Origin of the sequence: Pseudoalteromonas sp. BZB3, from assembly GCF_040104455.1 — a bacterium.
Lineage (GTDB): Bacteria > Pseudomonadota > Gammaproteobacteria > Enterobacterales > Alteromonadaceae > Pseudoalteromonas.
The window spans coordinates 363,658-387,926 of the sequence record NZ_JBECOS010000010.1 but is presented as its reverse complement, the minus strand read 5'-3'; the positions used below and the strand labels follow the sequence as shown (position 1 = coordinate 387,926).

The following is a 24,269-nucleotide window of genomic DNA, read 5'->3' as shown; positions in this document are numbered from 1 at the left end:
TCTTTTAGTTGCTTTAGGATCAAACTCAAACGTTTTTTAAATACCTTGATATGATCCTAAGACTGTTACTTCTATGTTGTTTTCTCACTCCAAGCCTAGTTAAGGCGATAGAGGTATTAGACCTTTATGAGAGTACGCTCTACATCGATGATAAAACGCGTGCCAGTCGCGTTGATGCCAGTAAAGCGGCGCTTAATAATGTGATCAAAAAGCTTACAGGTAAGTCTGAAGTAAACTCTCACCCTTTAATCCGCCAAGCGATGCGCTCTATTTCTGACTATATGTTGAAGTATGAGTATCTAGAAACGCGTGATGGTGAACTACAGATCAAAGTAAAATTCGAAGCGCAAAAAGTCGAAGAGTTAGTTCAAGATGCAAATCTACCTTTATGGGGTAATAGGCGACCTAAAATTGCCATTTGGCTTGCGATTGAAGATGGTTTTCGTAGAGACTTCGTGACCCAAGAAAGCTACCCTCAATTAGAACGTCTTATTTATGATACGGCCCAGGATTGGGGCGTCCCAGTGGTTGTGCCACTAATGGATTTAGAAGATAGAAGCAAAGTCGGTATAGCTGAAGTGTGGGGCAATTTTTCAGAACCAGTTGAAATTGCGTCGATGCGTTATCAAGCCGAGCGCGTGATCACAGCAAGAATGTTCAAACCAGAAGCCAGTGATTTCTGGCAACTTGAGTGGCGCTATACCGATGCTGAATTATTTGAATCGAATCAATTGGTAGGCGACAAGCAGCAGGTACTGATTCAAATGGTTAATAATTTTTCTGATGCTTTGGTTAAGCAGTTTGCTATTGATCCAAATAAAACTTACGCATCAGCAAGCTCAGTACTTACAGTCGATAAACTCTCTGACTTTGTGACCATAGAGCAGGCGAGAAGGCAGCTTATTAGTATCAGTACCGTTGTTGAAGTGGACGTCATCGAACGCACGAACGATGCGGTAAAGTTTTTAGTTGAGCACACCTCTGATGTCACAGACTTAGTTAAAGCGATAAAACTCGAGCGAAGCTTTACACCGTTTGTAGACCCAAGAGCTTTTTATCAACTTGAAGATAGCCACAACCTCAAGTATTCATGGGTAGGCGAATAATGCAACTAGAGCCAATGCAAATGGCTTTGCCAGTAACTTTACCTGATGATGAAACATTCAGTGCCTATTTTGGTGGGGAAGAGTCTCTTGAGGTGAACCACTTAAAGGCGACATTAGAAAATCGCAATGAAGATTTTCAGTTTACTTATTTATGTGGCTTAGCTGATTCAGGAAAATCTCACTTACTCTATGCTACTTGCATTGCGGCACAAGAGTTAGGCTTATCGACTATGTTGTTGAGTCTTAGAGAAGTGATCAGTTTTGGCCCAGAAGTACTCGATGGTTTAGAGTCTTTAGATGTACTGTGTATCGATGACGTGCACTTAGTTGCTGGTGTTGATGTGTGGGAAAAAGCGCTATTTAACTTTTTCAATCGTTTTAATGAAAAAGGTAAGTGTTTAGTGGTCACGGCAGATTTACTGCCAGACATGCTACATATCAATTTGCCTGATTTAGAGTCTCGTCTAAAGTGGGGCACAACTTTCCAAATTCGCTCTATGAGTGATGATGATAAAGCAGAAGCATTAGTTAAACGCGCTAACATGCGCGGTCTTGAGTTAACCGATGAATGTGCGCGCTTTTTACTAACCAGATTAAGCCGTGATATGCGCACTTTACTCGATATTTTAGACAGACTCGATCATGCATCCATGGCTGCACAAAGAAAACTCACAATTCCTTTCATAAAAGCCACTTTAAAACTGTAGAAGGGCTAGAATCCAGCCCTTGCTTTCAGTTATCATTGTCGATTAATAAACAGCAAATTACCTCAATAAAGATCAGGTAGAAAATGAACTTAGAGAATATCTTAGCCGAAGCGCTTGAAGCCGTCTCGAGCGCGAGCGAAATTGCGCATCTAGAAGATGTACGTGTAAAATACCTTGGTAAAAAAGGTGAGATCACAGGTCTTTTAAAGACTTTAGGTAAATTAGCACCAGAAGAGCGTAAAGACGCAGGTGCTGTGATCAACAAAGCGAAAACGCAAGTACAAGACGCAATTAACGAAAAGAGAGAAGCACTGGTTGCTGCTGAGCTTGAGAAGAAACTAGCCGCAGAAACAATTGATGTGACTTTACCAGGTCGTGTAATGCCGACAGGGGGCATTCACCCAGTAACTCGTACAATTGAAAGAATTGAAACTTTCTTTGGCGAGTTAGGTTTTGCTGTTAAATCTGGTCCTGAAGTTGAAGACGACTTCCACAACTTTGATGCACTGAATATTCCTGAGCATCATCCAGCACGAGCTGATCACGATACTTTCTATTTTAACCCTAAGTTGGTTTTACGTACGCAAACAAGTGGTGTGCAGATCCGTACTATGGAAACTGAACAGCCGCCACTACGTATTATCTCTCCTGGCCGTGTTTACCGTAACGACTACGACCAAACACATACGCCAATGTTCCACCAAGTTGAAGGCCTAATGGTTGATACTGATGTGAGCTTTACTGAACTGAAAGGTATTTTGCACGACTTCCTTCGCAACTTCTTTGAAGAAGATATGGAAATCCGTTTCCGTCCATCTTACTTCCCGTTCACAGAGCCTTCTGCTGAAGTAGACGTAAAAGGTAAAAACGGTAAATGGTTAGAAGTATTAGGCTGCGGTATGGTGCATCCAAACGTACTAAAATCTGTTGGCATTGACCCAGAAAAATACACAGGCTTTGCATTCGGCATGGGCGTTGAGCGTTTAACTATGCTTCGCTACGGTGTGAACGACTTACGTGCGTTCTTCGAAAATGACATGAAATTCCTAAACCAATTCAGATAAGAGCGGAAGAAATATGAAATTTAGTGAAAAGTGGTTACGTGAGTGGGTAAATCCAGCTATCGATACCGAGGCTCTTTCTGAACAACTTTCAATGGCTGGCCTTGAAGTTGATGGTGTAGACGCTGTTGCTGGTGACTTCAATGGCGTTGTAATTGGTGAAGTGGTTGAGTGTGGTCAACACCCTGATGCTGACAAATTACGCGTAACAAAAATCAATGTAGGTGAAGACGAGCTGCTTGACATCGTATGTGGTGCAGCAAACTGTCGCCAAGGTCTAAAAGTTGCGGTTGCTAAGGTTGGTGCAGTATTACCGGGCGACTTCAAAATTAAAAAGGCAAAGCTTCGTGGCCAACCTTCTCACGGCATGTTATGTGCATTAGAAGAGCTAGGCATGGCTGAAAGCTCTGACGGTATTTTAGAGCTACCAGCAGACGCACCAATTGGCCAATGTATTCGTGAATACTTTAACCTTGATGACGTAACGATTGATGTTGATCTAACGGCTAACCGCAGTGACTGTTTAGGCATTAAAGGTCTTGCGCGTGAAGTTGGTGTATTGAACAGCCAAGACGTGACTGAAGTTACAATTACAGCCGTTGAGCCAACAATTGAAGACACGATTAAGATTGAGCTAGTAAACAGCCAAGCTTGTCCTCGTTACTTGGGCCGTATCATTAAAGACATTAACCTTGAAGCGACAACACCGCTTTGGATGGTTGAAAAGCTTCGTCGTTCAGGTGTACGTTCAATTGACCCGGTTGTTGACGTGACAAACTATGTGTTACTAGAGCTTGGTCATCCAATGCATGCATTTGATTTAGCAGCTATTGAAGGTGGTATTAAGGTTCGCAACGCAAACGAAAATGAAGAGCTAGTGTTACTTGACGGTAATATGGCAAAACTTAACCCTTCAACGTTACTTATCGCTGATGAAAATAAAGCGTTAGCAATGGCGGGTATTTTTGGTGGTGAAGGCTCTGGCGTTAAAGAAGGTACGCAAGACATTTTACTTGAGAGCGCTTTCTTCGCACCACTGGCGATTGCAGGCCAAGCGCGTAGCTATGGCTTACACACAGATGCATCACACCGTTATGAACGTGGTGTAGACCCTAAACTGCAACGCGATGCTATGGAACGTGCAACAGCACTACTACTTGAGATTGTAGGTGGTGAAGCAGGTCCAGTTGTTGAAGCTGTATCTGAAGCAAATCTTCCAGTTGAGAAGTCAGTAACATTACGTCGTGAGCGTTTAGATCGCGTGATCGGCTATCACATTGAAGATACTAAGGTAACAGATATCCTAACTCGCTTAGGATTAACGGTTGAATTTGCAAACGATACTTGGAATGCACAAGTGCCAAGCTACCGTTTCGATATCAGCATTGAAGAGGACTTAATCGAAGAAGTTGCGCGTGTATTTGGTTATAACAATATTCCAAATGTAGCACCGACTGCAGCGCTTAAAATGACGACGCACCAAGAAGCTAAGCTTCCAGTTGCTAAATTCAGAAATGAGCTAGTTGCACGTGGCTACCAAGAAGCAATTACGTATAGCTTCGTAGACCCTAAAGTACAGCAGCAGCTTCACCCACAGAGCGATGCATTAGTATTACCACACCCAATTTCGATTGAAATGTCGGCAATGCGTGTAAGCTTACTAACAGGTTTAATCAATACGGTTGTATATAACCAAAACCGTCAGCAATCACGTTTACGCTTCTTTGAGCATGGCTTAAAGTTCTTAAAAGATGAGACTGCAGAAAACGGTGTGAGCCAAATCGCGGTTCTTGGTGGTATCATTTACGGTAATACCCATAACGAGCATTGGTCAATCGAGTCTAAGCCAGTTGATTTCTTTGACGCTAAAGGCGATGTAGAAGCGCTTATCGCTTTAACAAATGATGTAAGTCGTTTCTCGTTTAAAGCTGAAGCAAATGATGGTCTTCACCCAGGTCAATCTGCTGCAATTTACCTTGATGACAAGAAAGTTGGTTTTATTGGTGCTGTACACCCTCAGCTTCAAAAGTCTCTTGGTTTAAATAATGCGGCGTTTGTGTTTGAAATTGAAGCAGATGCATTAGCTACTCGTAAGCTGCCAGAAGCGGTTAGCGTCTCAAAATTCCCATCAAATCGCAGAGATATTGCTATTTTAGTTGCGGATGACGTAAAAATAGGCGATATTTTAAATAGCATTGAGAAAGTTGGCGGAAATCAATTAGTTGACCTAAACTTATTCGATGTGTACAAGGGCAAAGGTATTGAGCCGGGCTTTAAGAGCCTAGCGATTGCTCTAACATTGCAAGCTGCTGATAAAACGCTCGAAGAGAATGATATCAATACGCTTGTAGAAAACGTGGTGGCAGAACTTGCCAACAAATTTAATGCATCGTTGAGGGACTAGATATGGCGCTTACTAAAGCAGACATAGCTGAACACCTATTTGAAAAATTGGGGATGAACAAAAAGGATGCCAAAGACATAGTTGAAGCGTTTTTTGAAGAAATCCGCTCAGCGCTGGAAAAAGGAGAGCAGGTAAAGCTTTCTGGTTTTGGCAACTTTGATCTAAGAGACAAAAAAGAGAGACCAGGACGTAATCCTAAAACTGGAGAAGATATTCCAATCTCTGCGCGTCGTGTTGTAACTTTCCGCCCTGGGCAGAAGTTAAAGACACGTGTAGAAGTTGGAACAAGCAAAGAATAGCTTATCTAGTCTCACCTGATTTATAAAGAAAACCCTAGCGAAAGCTGGGGTTTTTTATTTTTTAAAAGCTAGAAGCTAAAAGCTAGAACATAGAGTAACGAGCTATAAGAGTTAAATGACTAGAAAAGATCTAAAATTCGGACATAAAAAAACGCCCCATATAGAGGCGTTTTCAATATTTATTGATAAATTAATCAATCAGGTCTTCAACACCAACGATCAACCAAGGTGCATCACCTTGAGTCTGGCGCTCTAAGTGCCAAATCTCATGAATTGGCTCTTCTTGATTGTCACCAAGGTCACGGTATTTACCTTTAAACATAATGCTCACTTCCCAAACATGTGGGTGCGTGTCTGCACGAACAAGCTGTGCATCAACAAACATTACTTCAGTTGCAACACTGTCATGTTGTTCACGCTCAGCTTTAAATTCTTCAACTAATGCTGGGCTTAGGTACTCAGACATTTTGTTGTAGTCTTTGTCATTCCACGCTTGTTGTACTGTGTGGTAGTGGTCACGTGCGCCTTGTAAAAAGCCGTTAACATCAAAATCTTTAGGCAGGTTAAATGGCACATCATTTTGCTGTCCGAAACCACCTGAAGACTGAAGAGGCTGCTGCGATTGGAATTGCTGTGGCTGCTGTTGGAATTGTTGCTGCTGACCAAACTGAGGGCCACCTGCCATTTGTGGCTGCTGGCGCTTTGCCATCATGCCTTTGATCAGCTTGAAAATAACAAATGCGGCAATCGCTAGTAGGATCATTTCTAAGAACTGGAAGCCTTCAAAATCATCACCCATCATAGCAGCAATTAAACCACCTGCTAATAAACCACCAAGTACACCGGCCATGATGCCTTTTTTACTTGATTTACCAGCGGTTTTTGCAGGTAAGCTTTTTGTATCAACTTGTTGTTTTTGCTGAGTAGTTGAAGTGCTGTGCGTTTTTCCTGATTTCTTTTTACCGAACTTCTTACGGGCTTCAACATCGAAGCTAGTTGCGAATAAAAGTGAGATCAGTGAAAAAATAACGAGAAAGTTTTTCATACTATTCCTATTAAACTGAAATTTTGGTTAGTTTAAATAATGAATAGTTAAAGTTAAATAAAATTTTATAAAAAAGTGCTTAAAGACAGTTTTAATCGAATTAAATGTCAGCAAATATGGAATCTAGTAACACTCAGTGAGCCCCATATCGACGATCCGATCTGTTTCACCACTGTTGTTGAATTGATATAGGCTTTTATTGATGTCGCCCAGCAATGTTCGCCAGCGAGAAGATTGCTTGCTCAATGCAAAATAGAGGTTATTGTACTGAAGCGAATGGGTTTCTCGCTCTATATTTCGCAACAGAGTCGCTTTTTCTGGTCGTGGCAGTTCAGAGTAACTGACGGTGAATTTAAGCACTTTTGGGTCGCCAATGATGAGGTCAACACGTTTGCCAACTAATAGTTTGACCAATTGTAAGTCGTCGACAGCTTCAATTATAGTAAACTCATTGTTGTCCATCATGGCATCAAACTCAGGGGTATTTTGATACCCTCTGACAACTCCAATTTTTTGCCCTTTAAGTGACAGTAAGTTTCCGGTAAACCTATCAGCATCGCCTTTGCGTTTTAAAAAGCCAATCTCCCCGCCAGGAAAGGGGTTTGAAAGCGCGAGGAGTTCTCGCCTAGTTTTGCCCTCAACAGTGTCTGAAGGGGCTGAGTCTTCAATGTAGTACTCTGGCATGAGAATATCTGCTTTGCCAAGCTCTGCGGCTCTTACAGCCCTTGCCCAAGGTAAAAACTCAACATAAACGCTATACCCTTGTTCTACCAGCAAAGCCACTGTGAATTGGTACACCCAACCTTTATTGCACAACTGGCTACCAATATAAGGCGGCCAATCAAGTGTTACGATGTGAACAGGGTCTGAGTCATTAGCATTAAACAGCAGGCCATTTTTGTAAGTTTTGCCTTGTACCACCTGATAGATGTTATCTTTGAAATAGCCAACATTCATACTGGCTAAAGCACTGGCACTAAAAAAGAGAAATAAAAAAATCAATAGTCGCATGAAGGTGTTAGTTTGATAAAAACTTAATTCTAAGTTTAGGAAGCCAAGATGAAAACGCAAAGGCAAAAACGAAGAAAGCCGACAATAGTCGGCTTTCTTATGTGCTAAAGAGTCAGTAATTCGATTACTGAACTAATTCTTGATCGCTGAACTTGTCTGCAAATAGAGGGCTTGATAGGTAACGCTCTGTTGCACTTGGTAAAATAACAACAATGTTCTTATCAGCGTTTTCAGGCTTCTCAGCAAGGCGTTTAGCTGCAACAACAGCAGCACCTGAAGAAATACCCACTAGGATACCTTCATCACGCATTAGCTGATGTGCCATTTCAATTGCATCTTCATTTGAAACTAGCTCAGTACCGTCAATAAGTTCTAGATCAAGGTTACCTGGAATGAAGCCCGCACCAATACCTTGGATTTTGTGAGGACCAGGCTTAACTTCTTCACCTGCAAGTGTTTGCGTGATAACTGGAGAATCTACAGGCTCAACCGCGATAGCTTTTACATCAAGACCTTTCTCTTGCTTTAGGTAACGTGTAGTACCAGAAATAGTACCGCCCGTACCAACACCCGCTACGAAGAAGTCAACTTTACCTTCCATCGCTTCAAAAATTTCAGGGCCAGTTGTTTCGAAGTGAATTTTCGGGTTAGCCGGATTCTCGAATTGCTGAAGTAATACGTATTTTTCTGGATCGCTCGCTAGGATCTCGTTCGCTTTTTCGATAGCACCTTTCATGCCTTTAGCGCCTTCAGTCAGAACTAAGTTAGCACCTAACGCTTTAAGTAGCTTACGACGCTCAAGGCTCATTGTGTTTGGCATAGTTAGGGTTAATTTATAACCACGAGATGCGGCAACAAACGCAAGTGCGATACCTGTATTACCAGATGTTGGCTCGATGATTTCTTTGCCTTCAGTTAAAGTGCCTGCTTTTTCAGCTTCCCAGATCATTGAAGCGCCAATACGACACTTAACACTGAAGCTTGGGTTACGTGCTTCAACTTTAGCGAAAACGTTACCACCCGTTACACGGTTTAATTTAACGATCGGAGTGTTGCCAATAGTTAGGCTATTATCTGCAAAGATTTTAGACATTGTGTGCTCTTTCATGATCTAGATTAAATTAGTGTTCACTTTACTGAGGTCGGGCAAAAACAGAAGGAAAGATTGGCTATAAGATATATCAAATATGCTTATAGCCGAAAAGTATAAAAAGTTTGTTTTATATGCTTAACATTACATTAACCAAGCATAGCTAAACTTCATAAAGAAAGTCTTTGAATCCTTTGTAATTTCTTTTAATTCATCATCTTGATAGCCACTATCAGAGAAGCCGGCAAAGAACACGGTTTGAGGGTTTAACTTATAAGAATAAAGTAGCTGTGTGCTTAATCCTTTATAAGTGGCATCAACCGAGTCAATGTAATTACTTGGGTTGCGTTCAATGTCTGTTTTAATCACAGCTAATCTTAAATAGCTATTTAAATTAAACTGATAGGTCATTCGTACATCAGTCAAATTGGCAGTGAATACATCAGCCCCATCAGCTTCTAATGTTTGATAAGTATGTCTGAATCGCAGTTCAAAATGCTTGCCTAAATTCAAATTAATGACAGGACGTACCCTGAACTGTTCACCTAGACGGTTGTTAGCAAGGTCAACTTTGTTACCAGTGCTAATATTAAGGCTGGTAAACACACCAGATACCGGCTTCATTTCCATATAGGTCCACAGGTTGTTTTCGGTGAACAAGTCTGTGTTTCCGTCAATGGCAAGACTCGCTTCATTATGGCGAATACCGGTGCGTTTTCTGTGTTCTACACCTGTGTTAATACGGCTTTGCAGTGGACCATTGATAGAGAAGTTAGTTTGTACTTCTTTCTCTAACAACTCGTCATTGTCGTTATGCGTAATGTCCCAATCAGTGTACCAATTTGCACGGTTCCACCAAGTATTCTCATCGCCATACCAACGATACTCGTAGCCAGCTAAAAACTTATTGAAGTCGATTTGTGACATAAAACCTAAATCAGAACGCAGGCCTTTATCTCGGTATTGATAGCTGGTAAAAGCACGCCAATGCTTTTCGTTATGCTCATAATTTAATAAGTAACCCATACCTTTAGTATCTTCTTCATTAAGCACACGCAAAGTGCTTTCATTTAAATCACAGTCTGAGTCTCTGTCGCATTCTGGCTGAGATGGCTTTTGACAGTCACCTTGTTCACCATTACACAATTTATCAACAAAAGCTTGCGTATAGTCGGTATCAGAAAGCAACACCTGTGCTTTAAAAATATCGTTATTGGTAAGCTTATACTTGCTGTCTAAGCTAATCACTTGGTTACTGTAATCCTTGCTTTGCCTTGCCGTTGTTGTCGTACCAATGGATAACGCATTATTAAAGTCATAGCGGTATCTTAATGCTAGGTTCTCGCTTTTTTGGTCAAATGAAACAACGCGCGAGCCTAAGTTGCCCGGGATCATTACATTTAGTTTTTCATCGTTAGCGATGAAGGCACCAACAGTATGACCCTGCTTATTACTGGTAAACTTCACACCATAATCTGGCGCAGCAATATTTCTGGTATGGATCAGGTTTAAATGTGATGAGAAGTAGTCAGAATTATCTAAAAAGAAAGCACGCTTTTCTGGAAAGAACAAACTAAAGCTATTGTTGACGCTGAGCTGGCCTGTATCGGCTTCTACTTGAGAAAAGTCAGGGTTCAGAGTGGCGTTAAGTGTCATATCAGGGGTGATAGACCATTTTACATCTAAGCTTGGCTCGACATTATCCTCATCAATCCATTCACCAGTCTCATTACCATCTATATCTCTAGTTTGTTGTTTACTTGCAACCAGTGATGGAATAAGTGCAAAGTTGTTGCCTTGTTTGGCTTGCTCAAAGCCGGTGTACTCAGGCATTTGGCAGATCCAACAGTTATTGGCATGTTCAATCTGCATACTCGAAATACGAAGACGTTGATCTCGTGGGTAGAATCTTAAAAACTCCATAGCCATGGTTTTTGTGTCTATACTGTCATCAAAGTTCAAAACCCTTAAAGGAATTTCAACTTCCACGTAATAGCCACCATCATGGATGGTACCAGCGCTATCCCAAATGCCATTCCAAGAGCTGTTTTCGCTTTTCGTTAGTTCATTTTCGATAGAGTCTTGTTGCACACCAAGCGGATTAATAAATAATTGGTAAGCACTCAAGCTATTGTTGAATGAGTCAATTTTGATACCAACGAGGTCATCGTTCCATGCACTATCACGGTCTCGATAGAAGGCGCGGATAAGTTCAGGGTTTGGATCTTTTGCATCGAAAGCAATGAATAATGAGGTACCATTTTCAAATACGTAAGCCGTTGTTTCAATTGGACTCGCAATGTTTTCTTGCGGCCATGTAACATTGTTAATGGTTATTTTTTTAGCTTGTTGCCAAACGGCTTCGTCAAGTTTGCCATCTATTTCAGCCTTAGCGTTAATAAAAGGCAGTGATTCAGAAGCAATTGATTGACTAGAAGCAGCGAGAAATGCTGCACTGATAATAGGCAGAGAAGTTTTTAACATTATTGCGGTAATTTATAGCACCAGAAATTAGCATAAATTAAATAGCACTCGAGGTTTGTTAACAATGCATAATCGTTAGAGGCACCTTTTTTTAAGTTAAGTGCGTACAGAATGTACCTGATTTGGTAATAATGATGAAGAATAACGAATTTATAACAAATTCTCTGTAAAACATGTTAAAACGGCGCATCGTTTTTATCAGGGATAATTTATGTCGTTAATTTTGAAGTTACTTGCCGGTATCGCCGCAGGTATTGTGGTGGGCTCATATTTACCTTTACCGCTAGTAGAGCTACTTTACACATTTAAAGTGATTGTCGGTCAATTAATTAGTTTTACCATTCCTTTAATTATCTTGTTTTTCATTGCCTCAGGTATTGCAGGTTTACCTAAAGGTGCAGGGCACTTATTAGGTAAAACAGTCGGTTTTGCTTATGGCTCTACTATTTTAGCGGGTACTTTAGCCTTTTTGTTAGTAAACGCATTTGTGCCATTTTTTGAAGGTACAACGACTTATCAAGCCGTTCAGGCGACTGAATTAAAAAGCTTCATTAACATTGAAATTCCCCCTTTAATGGGCGTAATGACAGCACTGGCAGCTGCATTTATTTTTGGTATTGGTATTAGTCAACTTGCATTGAAAGACTTACAGAATGTGGTTGATCAAGGCCGTGATGTTATTGATGCCTTACTTGCGAAAGTGATTATTCCAGCTCTTCCTTTTTACATTGCGGGTGTATTTGCTGAAATGGCGGTTGCAGGCACCGTAGCTGATACTTTAAGCACGTTTGGTATTGTTTTAGTTGCCGCAGTTGTTATGCACTGGTTGTGGTTATCTGTTTTATTCATTGGTTCGGGTATTTTGTTAAAGCTCAGCCCAATTGAATTAGTCAAGAACATGTTACCGGCTTACTTTACTGCGATAGGTACTATGTCTAGTGCGGCGACAATTCCTGTATCTTTACGAGCGAGTAAGGCCAATGGCGTAAAAGATGAAGTTGCTAACTTCTCTGTGCCTTTATGTGCAACTATTCACCTTTCTGGCTCAACGATTACGATCGTGACTTGTGCGATGGCGGTGATGTTATTGTCACCAGAGATGTCAATGCCAAGCATTACCAGTATTTTGCCATTTATCTTTATGTTGGGTGTGGTGATGATCGCAGCGCCTGGTGCGCCGGGAGGAGCGGTAATGTCGGCTCTGGGTTTACTGACTTCAATGCTTGGTTTCTCAGAGGGGGCTGTTGCGCTTATGATTGCACTGTACCTTGCACAAGATAGCTTTGGTACGGCTTGTAATGTCACCGGCGATGGTGTGATTGCCTTATGGGTAAATAAGTTCTCAGAGCAGAGTAAATAATCTAACAATTATTCGTTTTTGAACACTAAAAGGTCAGGAGTCAAATTCTGGCCTTTCTTGGTTCTTTAGTATGGTTTTTTAACTAATACAAAAGTTTAATCGTTATTTTTTACATAATTATGTGTTAACCTCGAATTGCTATTTATACCAGCCCTTTTAATTAAGTGATCTATTTTGAGGCAAGGAAAATTGTCGATAGCGAGACTAAAATTTTGCTATTTAGTTGTTCTAAATAAGAAATTTTTAACGAAGCTAGCGTCAGTTTTAGTCCCTCAAAATCATTAAGCATTAATGAGGGTTGGTATTATGTGATTGCGATTACCAAATTTTCTGTGAGGGTGTGCCATTGATTAATGTGTTATTAGTTGATGATCATGAGTTAGTTAGAACCGGCATCAAACGAATTCTCGATGATGTTCGTGGCTTTAAAGTCATCGGCGAAGCTAAGACGGGTGAAGAGGCAGTTAAATTCTGTCGTGATAATAACCCTGATATTGTATTAATGGACATGAATATGCCGGGGATTGGCGGTCTTGAGGCGACGAAAAAGATTTGTCGATACAACCCTGATATTAAGGTAATTGTATTAACGGTTCATTGTGAAGATCCGTTCCCAAGCAAAGTGATGCAAGTGGGTGCACAGGGCTACTTGACCAAAGGGACGGGCTCTGACGAAATGATCAATGCGATCCGTGCAGTAAATTCAGGGCAGCGCTATATTGCGCCTGAAATTGCACAGCAAATTGCGCTTGCGCAGTTTAGTGGTCGTAATGATGAGAACCCATTTCAGTCTTTGTCTGAGCGTGAACTGCAAATCATGCTGATGATCACCAAAGGCGAAAAAGCCCAAGATATTGCAGACAGACTTAACTTAAGTTCGAAAACAGTGAACAGCTATCGTTATCGAATGTTTGAGAAATTAAATGTTGGCGGTGATGTAGAGCTGACACATTTGGCCATTCGCCATAAAATGATCGATATAGATACATCGAACTAATCATTTTTAATGGCAGTATTTGATTCAAAAGCCTTTTTAAAAACATTATCTACAGAGCCTGGTGTTTATCGTATGTACGATGCGCAGCATCAGGTTATTTATGTTGGTAAGGCGAAAAATTTAAAAAAACGTGTTTCGAGTTACTTTCGTAGCAACATTCCCGACGCTAAAACCCGAGTATTGGTAAGTAACATTGCCAATATAGAGGTAACGCTCACCAATACTGAAACCGAAGCACTGCTTCTAGAAAATAACCTCATTAAACAGTATCAACCTAGATACAATATCTTGTTAAGAGACGACAAGTCTTATCCTTATATTTTCTTAAGCGGGCATAAGCACCCTAGATTGGCTTTTCACCGAGGTAGTCGAAAACAAAAAGGGGATTACTTTGGCCCTTACCCGAGCAGCGCAGCTGTGTCTGAAAGTTTGCGCTTAATGCAAAAGATTTTTCCTGTTCGTCAATGTGAAGACGCATATTATCGAGCCCGCAGTCGTCCGTGTCTGCAATACCAATTAAAGCGTTGTTCTGCGCCTTGTGTGGGTAAAGTCTCTGATGGTGAATATACAGAGCACGTTGAACTGGTAAAACAGTTCTTGTCAGGCAAATCACACCAAGTTATCGCGACTTTAGTTGAAAAGATGGAACAGGCCAGCATGGCCTTGAACTTTGAGCTCGCGGCAAAAGTGCGAGATCAAATTGCGATTCTAAGGCAGATGCAAGAACAGCAGTTTGTGGCGGGTAACCTAGGTGAAATAGACATTATTGGTTTCCAGCAGCAAAACGGCATTTGTGCCATTCATTTATTAATGGTGCGAGACCACAAAGTACTGGGGAGCAAGACCTACTTCCCTAAAGTGCCTATAGATTCGCAACAAGACGAAATCGTCACTTCATTTATTGGGCAATATTATGTAGGCGCGGGCACGCAACGACAGATCCCAAAAGAAATCGTGTTGCCTTTTGAATTACAAGATCAAAACGAACTCATCAATGCGCTATCGCAACTGGCAGATAAAAAAGTGGAGCTAAAGGCATCGGTGCGTTCTGAACGTGCACAATACCTCGCACTTGCAAATAAAAATGCACTCAACAGCATTGTTGTAAAACAAAACGCGCAAGATTCGATAACTAAACGCTATGCACTTTTAAAAGAAGCATTACAGCTGAGCGATATCAATCGTATGGAGTGTTTCGATATCAGTCATACTATGGGTGAAAACACCATTGCTTCATGTGTGGTATTTGATGGCAGTGGACCAAATAATAAAGAATATCGTCGCTACAACGTCACGGGGATCACACCTGGTGATGACTATGCTGCAATGGCATTTGCCTTGAATAAGCGCTATGGCAAGTTAAAAGATGAAGAAAAAATTCCGGACGTTATCTTTATAGATGGCGGTAAGGGGCAGCTCAACAAAGCAGAAGCATTTTTTGAAGATTGGCCGTACAGCAAAATGCCATTATTAGTTGGTGTTGCGAAAGGCACAAGCCGAAAGCCCGGTCTTGAGACCTTACTAATAGATGGCGGCAGACGAACCGTAAATCTGGATTCTGATTCACCTGCTTTACATCTAATTCAGCATATACGTGACGAATCACACCGGTTTGCCATAGCAGGACATAGAAACAAACGGCAAAAACAGAGAACTCAATCTCTGTTAGAAGAAATAGAAGGAGTAGGGCAGAAACGCCGACAAGCCTTGTTAAAATACTTAGGTGGTATGCAAGGTGTAAAATCGGCTACTATAGCGCAGTTAAATCAAGTGCCTGGGATCAGCCAAGATATGGCTGAAAAGATATTTAATCATTTGCATGACAAAGCCTAATTGTTCATGCAACACTATAAAAAAAGATACACAAAGTAGTTATGTGGAATATTCCTAATACCTTAACAACATTTAGATTGTTACTTATCCCTGTTTTTGCAGTGGTGTTTTATTTGCCTTACTCATGGGCTTTTTTTGCTGCCGCCTTTATTTTCTGGCTAGCATCGGTAACCGATATTCTTGATGGCTACTTGGCACGAAAACTCGATCAATCAACGCCTTTTGGGGCGTTCTTAGATCCTGTTGCAGATAAAGTTATGGTCAGTGTGGCTCTGGTTGTTTTAGCCACTCACTATCAAAACATCTTTATTACTTTGGCTTCGCTTATCATTATAAGCCGCGAAATTGTGATATCTGCACTGAGAGAATGGATGGCCGAGCAAGGCAAGCGAGGCAATGTGGCAGTGAGTAATATGGGTAAGTTTAAAACCGCCGCACAAATGTTAGCCATTATTGGTTTGATTTGGCAATATGCGCCTTGGATGACCATCTTAAGCTATGCCCTTTTGGCAATTGCAACGCTATTAACTGTGACGTCAATGCTGGCATATTTGAATGCGGCAAAGTCTGAATTGATTAAATCTTGATATTTTACGGCTATATAGGCAGCAGTTTAGATAAAAATTGAGCAAACGATTAAAAACATTCATTTTTTATATTGACGCATTATTAAAGATCTGTAGAATGCGTCCGTGTTGAGAGGGCAGTATGCCTCAAAACGATAAAAGAAGTGAGTGAATAGCTTGCTTTGGAATGCGAGTATAGCTCAGCTGGTAGAGCGCGACCTTGCCAAGGTCGAGGTCACGAGTTCGAACCTCGTTACTCGCTCCAACTTTTATACGTCGGCGGAATGGCAGAGTGGCCATGCAGCGGATTGCAAATCCGTCTACCTCGGTTCGACTCCGGGTTCCGCCTCCATTTCTCAACACTCCACATGCGTAAGCAGCCCGATGCCCGGGTGGTGGAATTGGTAGACACAAGGGATTTAAAATCCCTCGTCAGTAATGACGTGCCGGTTCAAGTCCGGCCCCGGGCACCATTGGTTTTAGAATCAATTGATGCGAGTATAACTCAGCTGATAAAGCGTAAAGGCGAGACCTTTATTTCTTTCAGTTGAATTAAAAAGCAACATGGAACGCGAGTATAGCTCAGCTGGTAGAGCGCGACCTTGCCAAGGTCGAGGTCACGAGTTCGAACCTCGTTACTCGCTCCAATTTGATTTTATCTGCAACGCAAAACCCGATGCCCGGGTGGTGGAATTGGTAGACACAAGGGATTTAAAATCCCTCGTCAGTAATGACGTGCCGGTTCAAGTCCGGCCCCGGGCACCATTGATTTTAGAATCAATTTGATGCGAGTATAGCTCAGCTGGTAGAGCGCGACCTTGCCAAGGTCGAGGTCACGAGTTCGAACCTCGTTACTCGCTCCAAATTGGTTTTAATGTTAAAGATTTATGGAACGCGAGTATAGCTCAGCTGGTAGAGCGCGACCTTGCCAAGGTCGAGGTCACGAGTTCGAACCTCGTTACTCGCTCCAACCTATCTTTAGCTTAAAAATGTTAAACGGAACGCGAGTATAGCTCAGCTGGTAGAGCGCGACCTTGCCAAGGTCGAGGTCACGAGTTCGAACCTCGTTACTCGCTCCAACTTAACATTTACTCTAAATAATTTAATGCGAGTATAGCTCAGCTGGTAGAGCGCGACCTTGCCAAGGTCGAGGTCACGAGTTCGAACCTCGTTACTCGCTCCAATTTATTTGGAACATTCAGGCGGAATGGCAGAGTGGCCATGCAGCGGATTGCAAATCCGTCTACCTCGGTTCGACTCCGGGTTCCGCCTCCATTATCGAAAGATAACTCTCCACATGCGAAAGCAGCCCGATGCCCGGGTGGTGGAATTGGTAGACACAAGGGATTTAAAATCCCTCGTCAGTAATGACGTGCCGGTTCAAGTCCGGCCCCGGGCACCATTTATTCTCTCAAAGCTTTTATTTTTAATCCTTATAGAACTATTACTTTCTAACTTTCTAACTTAATCTCTATCGCATTTTAGACAATAAAGAAGGCGCTTAACGCACCTTTTAAAACTTATTCAAAGTTATCAATTATTCGGCATCGGCCATAATACCCCAACCATCGCCATAGCCTTCATGTGAATTGGCAATGCTTTCTAGGTATTGTTCAGTTTGGCTTAACAGCTGATGATCTGGCACCATTTCAACCGTTGTTACAACTTCCCATACACCTGTGTCTTTACACTTTTGTAGTTCGGTCTTTGGCGCAAGCTCATCTTCAGTAATTGCCTTAGCAAAAGACTCAGCTTGATCTTTTTGTTCAAATAAAATGAAAAAGTCGACCATGTGCATTTGGTTTAAATTAATGCCTTCAGCAGCCATTTCAGCTAATAATTGGCCGTTATCGTCATCAGGAAATTGCATAGTGTTACCCAGTATTTTTAACTATGTGTATTGTCGGTGAAATTAGCAAAAATAAAAAGCTTTAAAGCGAGATTTATTGTTCATCTGTTGTTGATTTGAAATATGCTACACTGGCGCTTCGGTATGGGAGGGAAGTATTTGAAACTGTTTGCGATTGTTGTTATTTATTGGTGTTTAACTTTTTCTTTACCAACACAGGCTGAACCCCAATGGCAAGTTGAGGTCATTGAATTTGGCGAAATGCCCGATGAGCTTAGTAAAAATATCAATGGCACGTTGAAGCCGTTACTCAATCAACCTTTTACACAGTCGTTAGAAAACAAATTACTTTCTCAGACCGAGCGAGCTTTACAGGCGCTTGGTTATTACCAAGCAAATATTACCTTATCACGTGTAGAGCAAAGCAGTACCCTCAAAATCGATGCAGAGATTGGCGAACCTATTCGTTGGAAATCGATTCAAATTGAAATAAAAGGCGAGGCCAATAAAGACTCATTTTTGCAAAAAGTGTTATCTGGCATTCCTATAAAAGCAAATGACATCGTAAATCATGACAATTATGAGCAAACAAAAAGTGTTCTTGAATCAAACCTGATCTCGAAAGGGTATTTTGATTTTAAATGGCTTAGTCATCGCCTAGAAATTCATAAACAAAAAAACTTTGCAGCAGCTAAGCTAAAACTAGACTCGGGCAATCGTTATCGTTTCGGCAAAATTGAAGTGAGCAGGCAAAGTCTGGCAAAAAAATATATTCAATCACTCGCACCATTTGATGAAAACACCTTATACGATGAAACTTTACTGTCTGAATATAACCTAGCACTCAATAAGACACCGTATTTCAGCGCCATTAAAGTGTATCCACAGTTACAAAATCGCAAGAATAATCTAGTGCCTATTCGCATTGAAGTGGTCGATAAGCCCGCCAATACGTTTGAAGTGGGGGGCGGTTTTAGTACCGAGATAGGGGCAAAAGCACGATTTAAATGGTCAAAGCCTTGGATCACCGAAGATGGCCACTTTTTTGATGGCAATTTATTTGTTGCTGAGAAACAACAGCGTGTCACAGGCAGTTATAGTGTTCCCGTGAGTAACCCTAACGATGATTTATGGCGAGTGACATCCGGTTATGCCCTCGAAGATGAATTGACAGAGGGGGTTAATAGTAAAATTTGGAATTTACAGCTGCAACGACAATGGTTAACTAGCAGTAATTGGGTACGCACCGCTTTCTTAAAAAGAGAGCATGAAACCACAACACAAGATGGCGAAACCGATAAAACAGAGATGTTAATTCCAGGTATTAGCTATGCTAAAAAGCAAGCGATAGGTGGTGTCACGCCTTCTTGGGGGCAACAAACCTTGATCACGTTAGAGTTTGCCAGCGATGATTTAATTTCTTCCACAACTTTGTTTAAAGCACACTGGGAACAAGCATGGCTGAGAAAGTTTGCACTTAAGCATTGGTTTATTGCAAGGCTAGATGCGGGTGCCATTGTCACTGACGACATTAACGAGGTGCCATTTAACTTACGATTTTTTGCCGGGGGCGATCAGAGTATTCGAGGTTTTGCCTATCAATCTGTCGCGCCTTATGAAAAGGGCAAAATTGTCGGTGGTAAATACCTTGCAACGGCTTCGGTAGAATATAACTATCAATTTATGCCAAATTGGCGACTGGCTTTATTTGTTGATTCGGGCACTGCAACCAATGACTTCTCAGAGTCATGGGCCGTGGGTGCGGGTTTTGGTTTTCGCTATATTACACCTGTAGGGCCTATTCGGTTAGATCACGCTTGGGGGCTCAGTAAAGAAAGTAAAAGCACACGTCTAAGTATTATTATTGGGCCGGAGATTTAATGCGCTTACACCCCATAACAAAAAGAATTTTAAATATTGGTTTAGGCACGCTGGTTTTTTTATTTTGCTTAGTGTTTACCAGTGTTGGACATCAAAGCCTTTTATGGGTTTTGAATAAGTCGGTCGATGGCTTAAATATTAAACTCGAGCAAGGTCGTTTACTCGCAGGTGAAAGACTCGATATCACTTGGCGCAGCGAAGGGCTAAATTTATCACTGAGCAATTTTAGGCCGAAGCTCAATTGGTTTACTTGTGCCACAGTGTGTGTAGAAATAACCGCTGACATAATAGATGTAAAACTTGCTAACTCGCCTACAGATAAAGCCTCTGAAGAAATTGCAGTAGAAACAAAAACAGAGCAAAGCGAAGAGCAAGAAACTGGCTTTGCATTACCTTTGAATGTCGCCATCGCTAAGTTAAATGTGGCTAATATCAAGTTTCAGCAAGGCGACTTGAACGTTCAAATATCGGACATAAAATCATCAGCTCAATTAATCGACGCTGCAGCAAGGTTGCATGAGACTTCAATAAAGCGCATTCATATTATTGATAAAAGAGAAAAAGAACAAGAAAGCCAAGCGCTTACTGAGTTGGCGGCCTTGCCAGCTATTGTTTTACCAGACGGTCTCGATGTTCGAGTATCACAACTGGCTCTGGGGTCTTTTGAGTACGAAACGCCAGTTGGCTCACAACACATTAAAAATTTTAATGTCGCGGCAAATATCACCTCTCAACAACTTGAGTGGCAAAATCTATACTTAGAATATCAGCAGTTCGTTTTACGCAGTTTTGGTGAGCTGAAAGCCGAAGCTATCAAGCAGCCGTTAGCGTCAATAAAATCAATTACTACGCTGACCACAGAAGAAGAACTCGTCAGGTTACATTTAAGTGGCAACTTTTCAGATTTAAATATTGATTTAAAGGCCGAAGGTCAACATCAGGCTGCCGTGTTAGGTAATCTAAATCTTAACCAAACAAACTGGCCGTTTGATGTATCGGCGCAGGTCAACAATCTTCCTTTTTCGTACAAAATTCGCGGACAAGACTACGATGCCTTGATGGAACAGGCTCGAGTTCAGCTCATAGGTAATGCCGATGATTATCAGTTGAAGCTTGATGTCATTGCCGAGCAAAAAGAGCTTACAGAGCTCAGTGCAAAAGTGTCGGGAAAAGGCAGATTAACGGCAATTTCAGAGCTTGCTGGTCGTTTGAACGCGTCAGAAGGCAGCGCCAATTTGACCGGCAAGCTGGCGTGGGCCGAGGGCGTTGATGCGCAATTACGCATAGTGATGGACGCGTTGCCGCTGTTTTTTATCGACCAGCAGTCAGTGTTAAACGGCTCAATGAGTGTGTTGGCTAAACAGCAAACTGAGGGGTGGCAAATTGATATCCCCGATGTTGATGTCGATGGCAAACTTTCAGAGCTCCCTTTAGCACTCGATGCTAGTTTTAGACTGAACGAACAGCTGTTTGGTCAAGTCGATAAGCTAAAAATGCAACTCGGTTCGAGCAATTTGCAGTTATCGGGCTCACTTCAACAAGAGCTAGATTTATCTGGGCGCTTTGCTATTGCACATAACAGTCTTTCACATAACACCAAGGCTTTTCTGCCTTTTGATGTTGATGCGCGAGGCGAGTTGCAGATTAAAGGCGACCATCATCAACCTAAAATCAGCTTTAACTCAACGATTTCAAAGTTCGAAAATAACGACATTAGCCTCAAAGGGGGCAAGCTCGATACCAGCGTTGATTTGGCCAATAACTGGCAAACAGAGACTTTATTATCCATTGAGCAACTCGCAGTCCTAAAACATCAACTAAATCATATCGAGTTGCGTTTCACGGGCAATCAAATTTCACATCGTGCTCAGTTATCAAGTCGCGGAGACGTAAACTTAGAGCTAGATATTCTAGGAGGTATAAACGCACAAGCCTGGCAGGGCGAAATCGCATCAGGGCAAATTATTTATAAGCAACTTGAGACAAGTTTAAAGCATCATTCAAAGCTGAAATATGCCAGTGCGCAGCAATGGCAAACCGGTAAAATATGTGGTGAGTTAAATCAGTCACCTTGGTGCTTGCAAGCCGAGCAAAAGGCTAAGCAAGGGCAGTTTGATATGAACATCCAAGGCTTTGATTTAGCATCACTACAAACCTTTTTACCTGAACATCTGAAACTAGATGGTAAAACCAGCATCAATTCAGCACTGTCATGGCGTGGTAAAAAGCTCAATGCGATCAATGCAAAAGCGAGTTTGCAAACCGTTGCTGTCGCCCTAACTGAAGTTAATTCTGAAGCCAATAGCGATTTTCAAGGTGAAGCAATAGTCCCGATAGAACAAATCGAGATTAACCTTAGTGGAGACAGCCAAGCTATTTTAGGGCGCTGGCAACTCGTCTCGTCATTATTAGGTGATGTGTCTGGTGAAGTGGCTGCACAAGTGCAAGACAATCAATTGCATTCACCAACTGCAAAAGTTGAACTGCATGCACTGGCTTTAAAACCAATTGGCGAATTGGCAAATCGCTTTTTACCGCAACCAATTAGTCTTGACGGGCAGTTATCTTCAAAACTGGCCTTATCGGGTGATATAAAACAACCCAATGTCGTGGGTGAGATAAACATATCTTCATTTGGCATAGAACAGGCAGCACTGCCAGTCAGTTTTGTCGACTCTTCACTGAAACTCGATTTGAATGGCCAAACAGCCAGTTTAAATGGCGCATTAAATACCAATGAAAATGGCTTACTCAATCTTGTCGGTAAGCTCGATTGGCAACAGCAATTAAGTGCTGATGTATCTGTTTCTGGCGAGCAAATAAGAGTCAGTCCGCAACAAGATATGAGCTTCGCCATCTCTCCAGACTTGTCTTTAAAGTTTAAAGATACGCACTTGTCGTTAACGGGGCGTGTCGATATACCACAAGGTCGCATTAAAATTTCGCAACTGCCTAAACAAGTGACTACGGTTTCGGATGATCAGGTTATTGTTGATGCACAAGTTCAAGAGCAGGGTAGTCTTCCGTTTTCCTATACTCTTGATTTAGATGTCGCGCTTAAAGACGATTTTAGAGTGTATGCTTTCGGCCTCGATAGCTATGTATTTGGCCAGATAAGTTTAGATAAAACCCCTGATACCCCTTTACTTGCCAGTGGTGAGTTTGGCTTGCGAGAAGGCGTTTATCAAGCGTTAGGTCAAGACTTACTCATTCAACAAGGCCAAATTGGCTTTAATGGGCCGCTATCGCGTCCTTATCTGAATGTAAAAGCAATACGTAACCCTGAAGTAACCGCCGATGATGTTATTGCGGGAATAGAACTAACGGGTAGTGCGAGTAACCCAAGTCTTAACATATTCTCACAACCATCTATGGACCAAGCCCATGCGTTATCGTATTTATTAAACGGCCAGCCACTCGATAAAAGTGAAAACAATAACAACGCTCTACTGTCTCAGATATTGCTGGCGCAGAGTATTAATTTTAGTGAAAGCTTTATTAACAAAGCGGGTAAAAAAATCGGCATTGAAGATGTCAGCGTGAGTGCTAAAGGCAGTGGTGATGACACGCAAGTTGAATTATCCGGCTACATTACCCCAAGCGTGCAAGTAAGTTATCGCGTAGGAGTGTTCGAAGCCATGAATGAAATTGCCATTCGTTACAGGGTGTTCACAAAATTATATATTGAAGCGACTAGTGGTTTATACGATAGTATAGATCTACTCTATCAATTTGATTGGGATCCTGAATGAAGTGGATTGTAGTCCTATGTTTTAATGCCTGTTTTTGTTTCTCAGCCTGTGCCGAGCAAACCGTGCGTATTACTTCTGGGGCTGATCCTTATGTCATTGAACTTTTGAAGCATGCTTTAAGCTATCAAAGAGAAGTACATACGCTAGACTTTGTTGAAAATATCCCGACTCAAAATCGCGCGATCCGTTTATTAGGTGACAAAAATGGCATTGACGTATTCTGGTCAGTCACCTCTGATGAGAGAGAAAAGCAAGCGTTAGCTGTTAGAGTGCCTATAGTTAAAGGGCTACTTGGGTATCGTCTTGGGGTAATAAAAAAGTCTCGTTTAGACTATTTTGCAAAATTAAAAACGGATGGTGAGCTTCGGGGGTTAAGTTACGGTCTTAGAGCGGACTGGCCAGATACGGTTATTTTCAAAGACAATGATTTCAATGTTTTAGAGTATTCCCAAGAAAATGCAGGCTATGAGTTACTAGAAGCCTCACGTATTGATGTTTTGCCCATCGATGCCTTATATGCCAACGACATTTCTAATATGACAAACTTAACAATCGCTCCAGCGCATGTTTTCTATTACACTTCAGCAGTTTACTTCTTCGTTAATAAAAACAATAAAGCTTTATATCAAAAGCTTAAGTCTGGCTTAGACAAAGCCATCGAAGATGGTTCGTTTGATACTTTATTTAATCACTACTTCGAGAGCGAGTTGACAGAATTAGCATTAGATAAACGACAAAAAATTACCCTCGTAAATACTTTACTCCCTGCCAGTGCTCCTATTCATACAAAAAAATACTGGTATAACCAAAATCAAGGAAAATAA

17 protein-coding genes and 11 tRNA genes are annotated in these 24,269 nt (G+C 41.6%); 23 read left to right on the top strand and 5 right to left on the bottom strand.

Features of this window, described 5'->3' with window-relative positions; all coding sequences use genetic code 11:
• Positions 1 to 50: 50 nt before the first annotated feature.
• The 5 genes from ABMY35_RS12135 to ihfA all read left to right on the top strand — a co-directional run bounded on the left by ABMY35_RS12135 (position 51) and on the right by ihfA (position 5,577).
• Positions 51 to 1,106, top strand: coding sequence for a DUF2066 domain-containing protein (locus ABMY35_RS12135; protein ID WP_349286431.1), 1,056 nt, complete (start codon positions 51 to 53; stop codon positions 1,104 to 1,106).
• On the top strand, positions 1,103 to 1,813 hold the full coding sequence (gene hda / locus ABMY35_RS12130) for a DnaA inactivator Hda (protein WP_349286470.1): 711 nt from the start codon (positions 1,103 to 1,105) through the stop codon (positions 1,811 to 1,813). The genes ABMY35_RS12135 and hda overlap by 4 nt, the downstream gene beginning before the upstream one ends.
• A gap of 83 nt (positions 1,814 to 1,896) precedes the next feature.
• Positions 1,897 to 2,877, top strand: coding sequence for a phenylalanine--tRNA ligase subunit alpha (pheS, locus tag ABMY35_RS12125; RefSeq protein ID WP_058030551.1), 981 nt, complete (start codon positions 1,897 to 1,899; stop codon positions 2,875 to 2,877).
• A gap of 13 nt (positions 2,878 to 2,890) precedes the next feature.
• Positions 2,891 to 5,278 carry a phenylalanine--tRNA ligase subunit beta gene (pheT, locus tag ABMY35_RS12120; protein WP_349286430.1) on the top strand — a complete coding sequence of 796 codons (2,388 nt, stop codon included), beginning with the start codon at positions 2,891 to 2,893 and terminating at the stop codon, positions 5,276 to 5,278.
• 2 nt (positions 5,279 to 5,280) lie between these two features.
• Positions 5,281 to 5,577, top strand: a complete 297-nt coding sequence (gene ihfA, locus ABMY35_RS12115) for an integration host factor subunit alpha (RefSeq protein WP_058030549.1) — start codon at positions 5,281 to 5,283, stop codon at positions 5,575 to 5,577.
• Positions 5,578 to 5,767: 190 nt separating this feature from the next.
• On the opposite strand, the gene ABMY35_RS12110 is transcribed toward ihfA, so the two are convergent.
• The 4 genes from ABMY35_RS12110 to ABMY35_RS12095 all read right to left on the bottom strand — a co-directional run bounded on the left by ABMY35_RS12110 (position 5,768) and on the right by ABMY35_RS12095 (position 11,207).
• Positions 5,768 to 6,622 (bottom strand): TIM44-like domain-containing protein, encoded by an 855-nt coding sequence (locus ABMY35_RS12110; RefSeq protein WP_349286429.1) that lies wholly within the window; start codon positions 6,620 to 6,622, stop codon positions 5,768 to 5,770.
• Positions 6,623 to 6,745: 123 nt separating this feature from the next.
• Complete coding sequence (locus ABMY35_RS12105) at positions 6,746 to 7,633, bottom strand: transporter substrate-binding domain-containing protein (RefSeq protein WP_349286428.1); 888 nt, start codon at positions 7,631 to 7,633, stop codon at positions 6,746 to 6,748.
• 124 nt (positions 7,634 to 7,757) lie between these two features.
• Positions 7,758 to 8,726 (bottom strand): cysteine synthase A, encoded by a 969-nt coding sequence (gene cysK / locus ABMY35_RS12100; RefSeq protein WP_130256988.1) that lies wholly within the window; start codon positions 8,724 to 8,726, stop codon positions 7,758 to 7,760.
• A 141-nt stretch (positions 8,727 to 8,867) separates the two neighbouring features.
• Positions 8,868 to 11,207, bottom strand: a complete 2,340-nt coding sequence (locus ABMY35_RS12095; RefSeq protein WP_349286427.1) for a DUF5916 domain-containing protein — start codon at positions 11,205 to 11,207, stop codon at positions 8,868 to 8,870.
• Positions 11,208 to 11,418: 211 nt separating this feature from the next.
• Between ABMY35_RS12095 and ABMY35_RS12090 the strand changes: the two genes are divergently transcribed.
• From ABMY35_RS12090 to ABMY35_RS12020, 15 genes are all read left to right on the top strand, one after another.
• Positions 11,419 to 12,567: a dicarboxylate/amino acid:cation symporter gene (locus ABMY35_RS12090; protein ID WP_349286426.1), complete on the top strand. Its 1,149-nt coding sequence runs from the start codon at positions 11,419 to 11,421 to the stop codon at positions 12,565 to 12,567.
• Positions 12,568 to 12,913: 346 nt separating this feature from the next.
• Entirely contained in the window at positions 12,914 to 13,564 is a 651-nt protein-coding gene (gene uvrY / locus ABMY35_RS12085) for a UvrY/SirA/GacA family response regulator transcription factor (RefSeq protein ID WP_058030543.1), read from the top strand.
• Positions 13,565 to 13,573: 9 nt separating this feature from the next.
• Positions 13,574 to 15,397: an excinuclease ABC subunit UvrC gene (gene uvrC / locus ABMY35_RS12080; RefSeq protein ID WP_349286425.1), complete on the top strand. Its 1,824-nt coding sequence runs from the start codon at positions 13,574 to 13,576 to the stop codon at positions 15,395 to 15,397.
• Between the two features lie 41 nt (positions 15,398 to 15,438).
• A complete protein-coding gene (pgsA, locus tag ABMY35_RS12075) occupies positions 15,439 to 15,984 on the top strand; it encodes a CDP-diacylglycerol--glycerol-3-phosphate 3-phosphatidyltransferase (protein ID WP_349286424.1) in 546 nt (181 codons plus the stop codon).
• Between the two features lie 168 nt (positions 15,985 to 16,152).
• A tRNA-Gly gene (locus ABMY35_RS12070) sits at positions 16,153 to 16,228 on the top strand.
• A 13-nt stretch (positions 16,229 to 16,241) separates the two neighbouring features.
• Positions 16,242 to 16,315 (top strand) — tRNA-Cys (locus ABMY35_RS12065).
• A 34-nt stretch (positions 16,316 to 16,349) separates the two neighbouring features.
• Positions 16,350 to 16,436 (top strand) — tRNA-Leu (locus ABMY35_RS12060).
• Between the two features lie 98 nt (positions 16,437 to 16,534).
• Positions 16,535 to 16,610: transfer RNA gene (locus ABMY35_RS12055), tRNA-Gly, on the top strand.
• A 31-nt stretch (positions 16,611 to 16,641) separates the two neighbouring features.
• A tRNA-Leu gene (locus ABMY35_RS12050) sits at positions 16,642 to 16,728 on the top strand.
• A gap of 22 nt (positions 16,729 to 16,750) precedes the next feature.
• A tRNA-Gly gene (locus tag ABMY35_RS12045) sits at positions 16,751 to 16,826 on the top strand.
• 31 nt (positions 16,827 to 16,857) lie between these two features.
• Positions 16,858 to 16,933, top strand: a tRNA-Gly gene (locus ABMY35_RS12040).
• 33 nt (positions 16,934 to 16,966) lie between these two features.
• A tRNA-Gly gene (locus tag ABMY35_RS12035) sits at positions 16,967 to 17,042 on the top strand.
• 28 nt (positions 17,043 to 17,070) lie between these two features.
• Positions 17,071 to 17,146, top strand: a tRNA-Gly gene (locus ABMY35_RS12030).
• 18 nt (positions 17,147 to 17,164) lie between these two features.
• Positions 17,165 to 17,238: transfer RNA gene (locus ABMY35_RS12025), tRNA-Cys, on the top strand.
• Between the two features lie 40 nt (positions 17,239 to 17,278).
• Positions 17,279 to 17,365 (top strand) — tRNA-Leu (locus ABMY35_RS12020).
• Between the two features lie 135 nt (positions 17,366 to 17,500).
• Here the strand turns inward: ABMY35_RS12020 and ABMY35_RS12015 are convergent.
• On the bottom strand, positions 17,501 to 17,833 hold the full coding sequence (locus tag ABMY35_RS12015; protein WP_349286423.1) for a ribonuclease E inhibitor RraB: 333 nt from the start codon (positions 17,831 to 17,833) through the stop codon (positions 17,501 to 17,503).
• Between the two features lie 138 nt (positions 17,834 to 17,971).
• Here ABMY35_RS12015 and ABMY35_RS12010 point away from each other — a divergent pair, with 138 nt between their 5' ends.
• From ABMY35_RS12010 to ABMY35_RS12000, 3 genes are read left to right on the top strand one after another with little or no spacing between them, the layout of a single operon-like run.
• Positions 17,972 to 19,693: an autotransporter assembly complex family protein gene (locus ABMY35_RS12010; RefSeq protein WP_349286422.1), complete on the top strand. Its 1,722-nt coding sequence runs from the start codon at positions 17,972 to 17,974 to the stop codon at positions 19,691 to 19,693.
• A complete protein-coding gene (locus tag ABMY35_RS12005; RefSeq protein ID WP_349286421.1) occupies positions 19,693 to 23,445 on the top strand; it encodes a translocation/assembly module TamB domain-containing protein in 3,753 nt (1,250 codons plus the stop codon). Before ABMY35_RS12010 ends, ABMY35_RS12005 begins: the two co-directional genes overlap by 1 nt.
• Complete coding sequence (locus tag ABMY35_RS12000; RefSeq protein ID WP_349286420.1) at positions 23,442 to 24,269, top strand: transporter substrate-binding domain-containing protein; 828 nt, start codon at positions 23,442 to 23,444, stop codon at positions 24,267 to 24,269. The genes ABMY35_RS12005 and ABMY35_RS12000 overlap by 4 nt, the downstream gene beginning before the upstream one ends.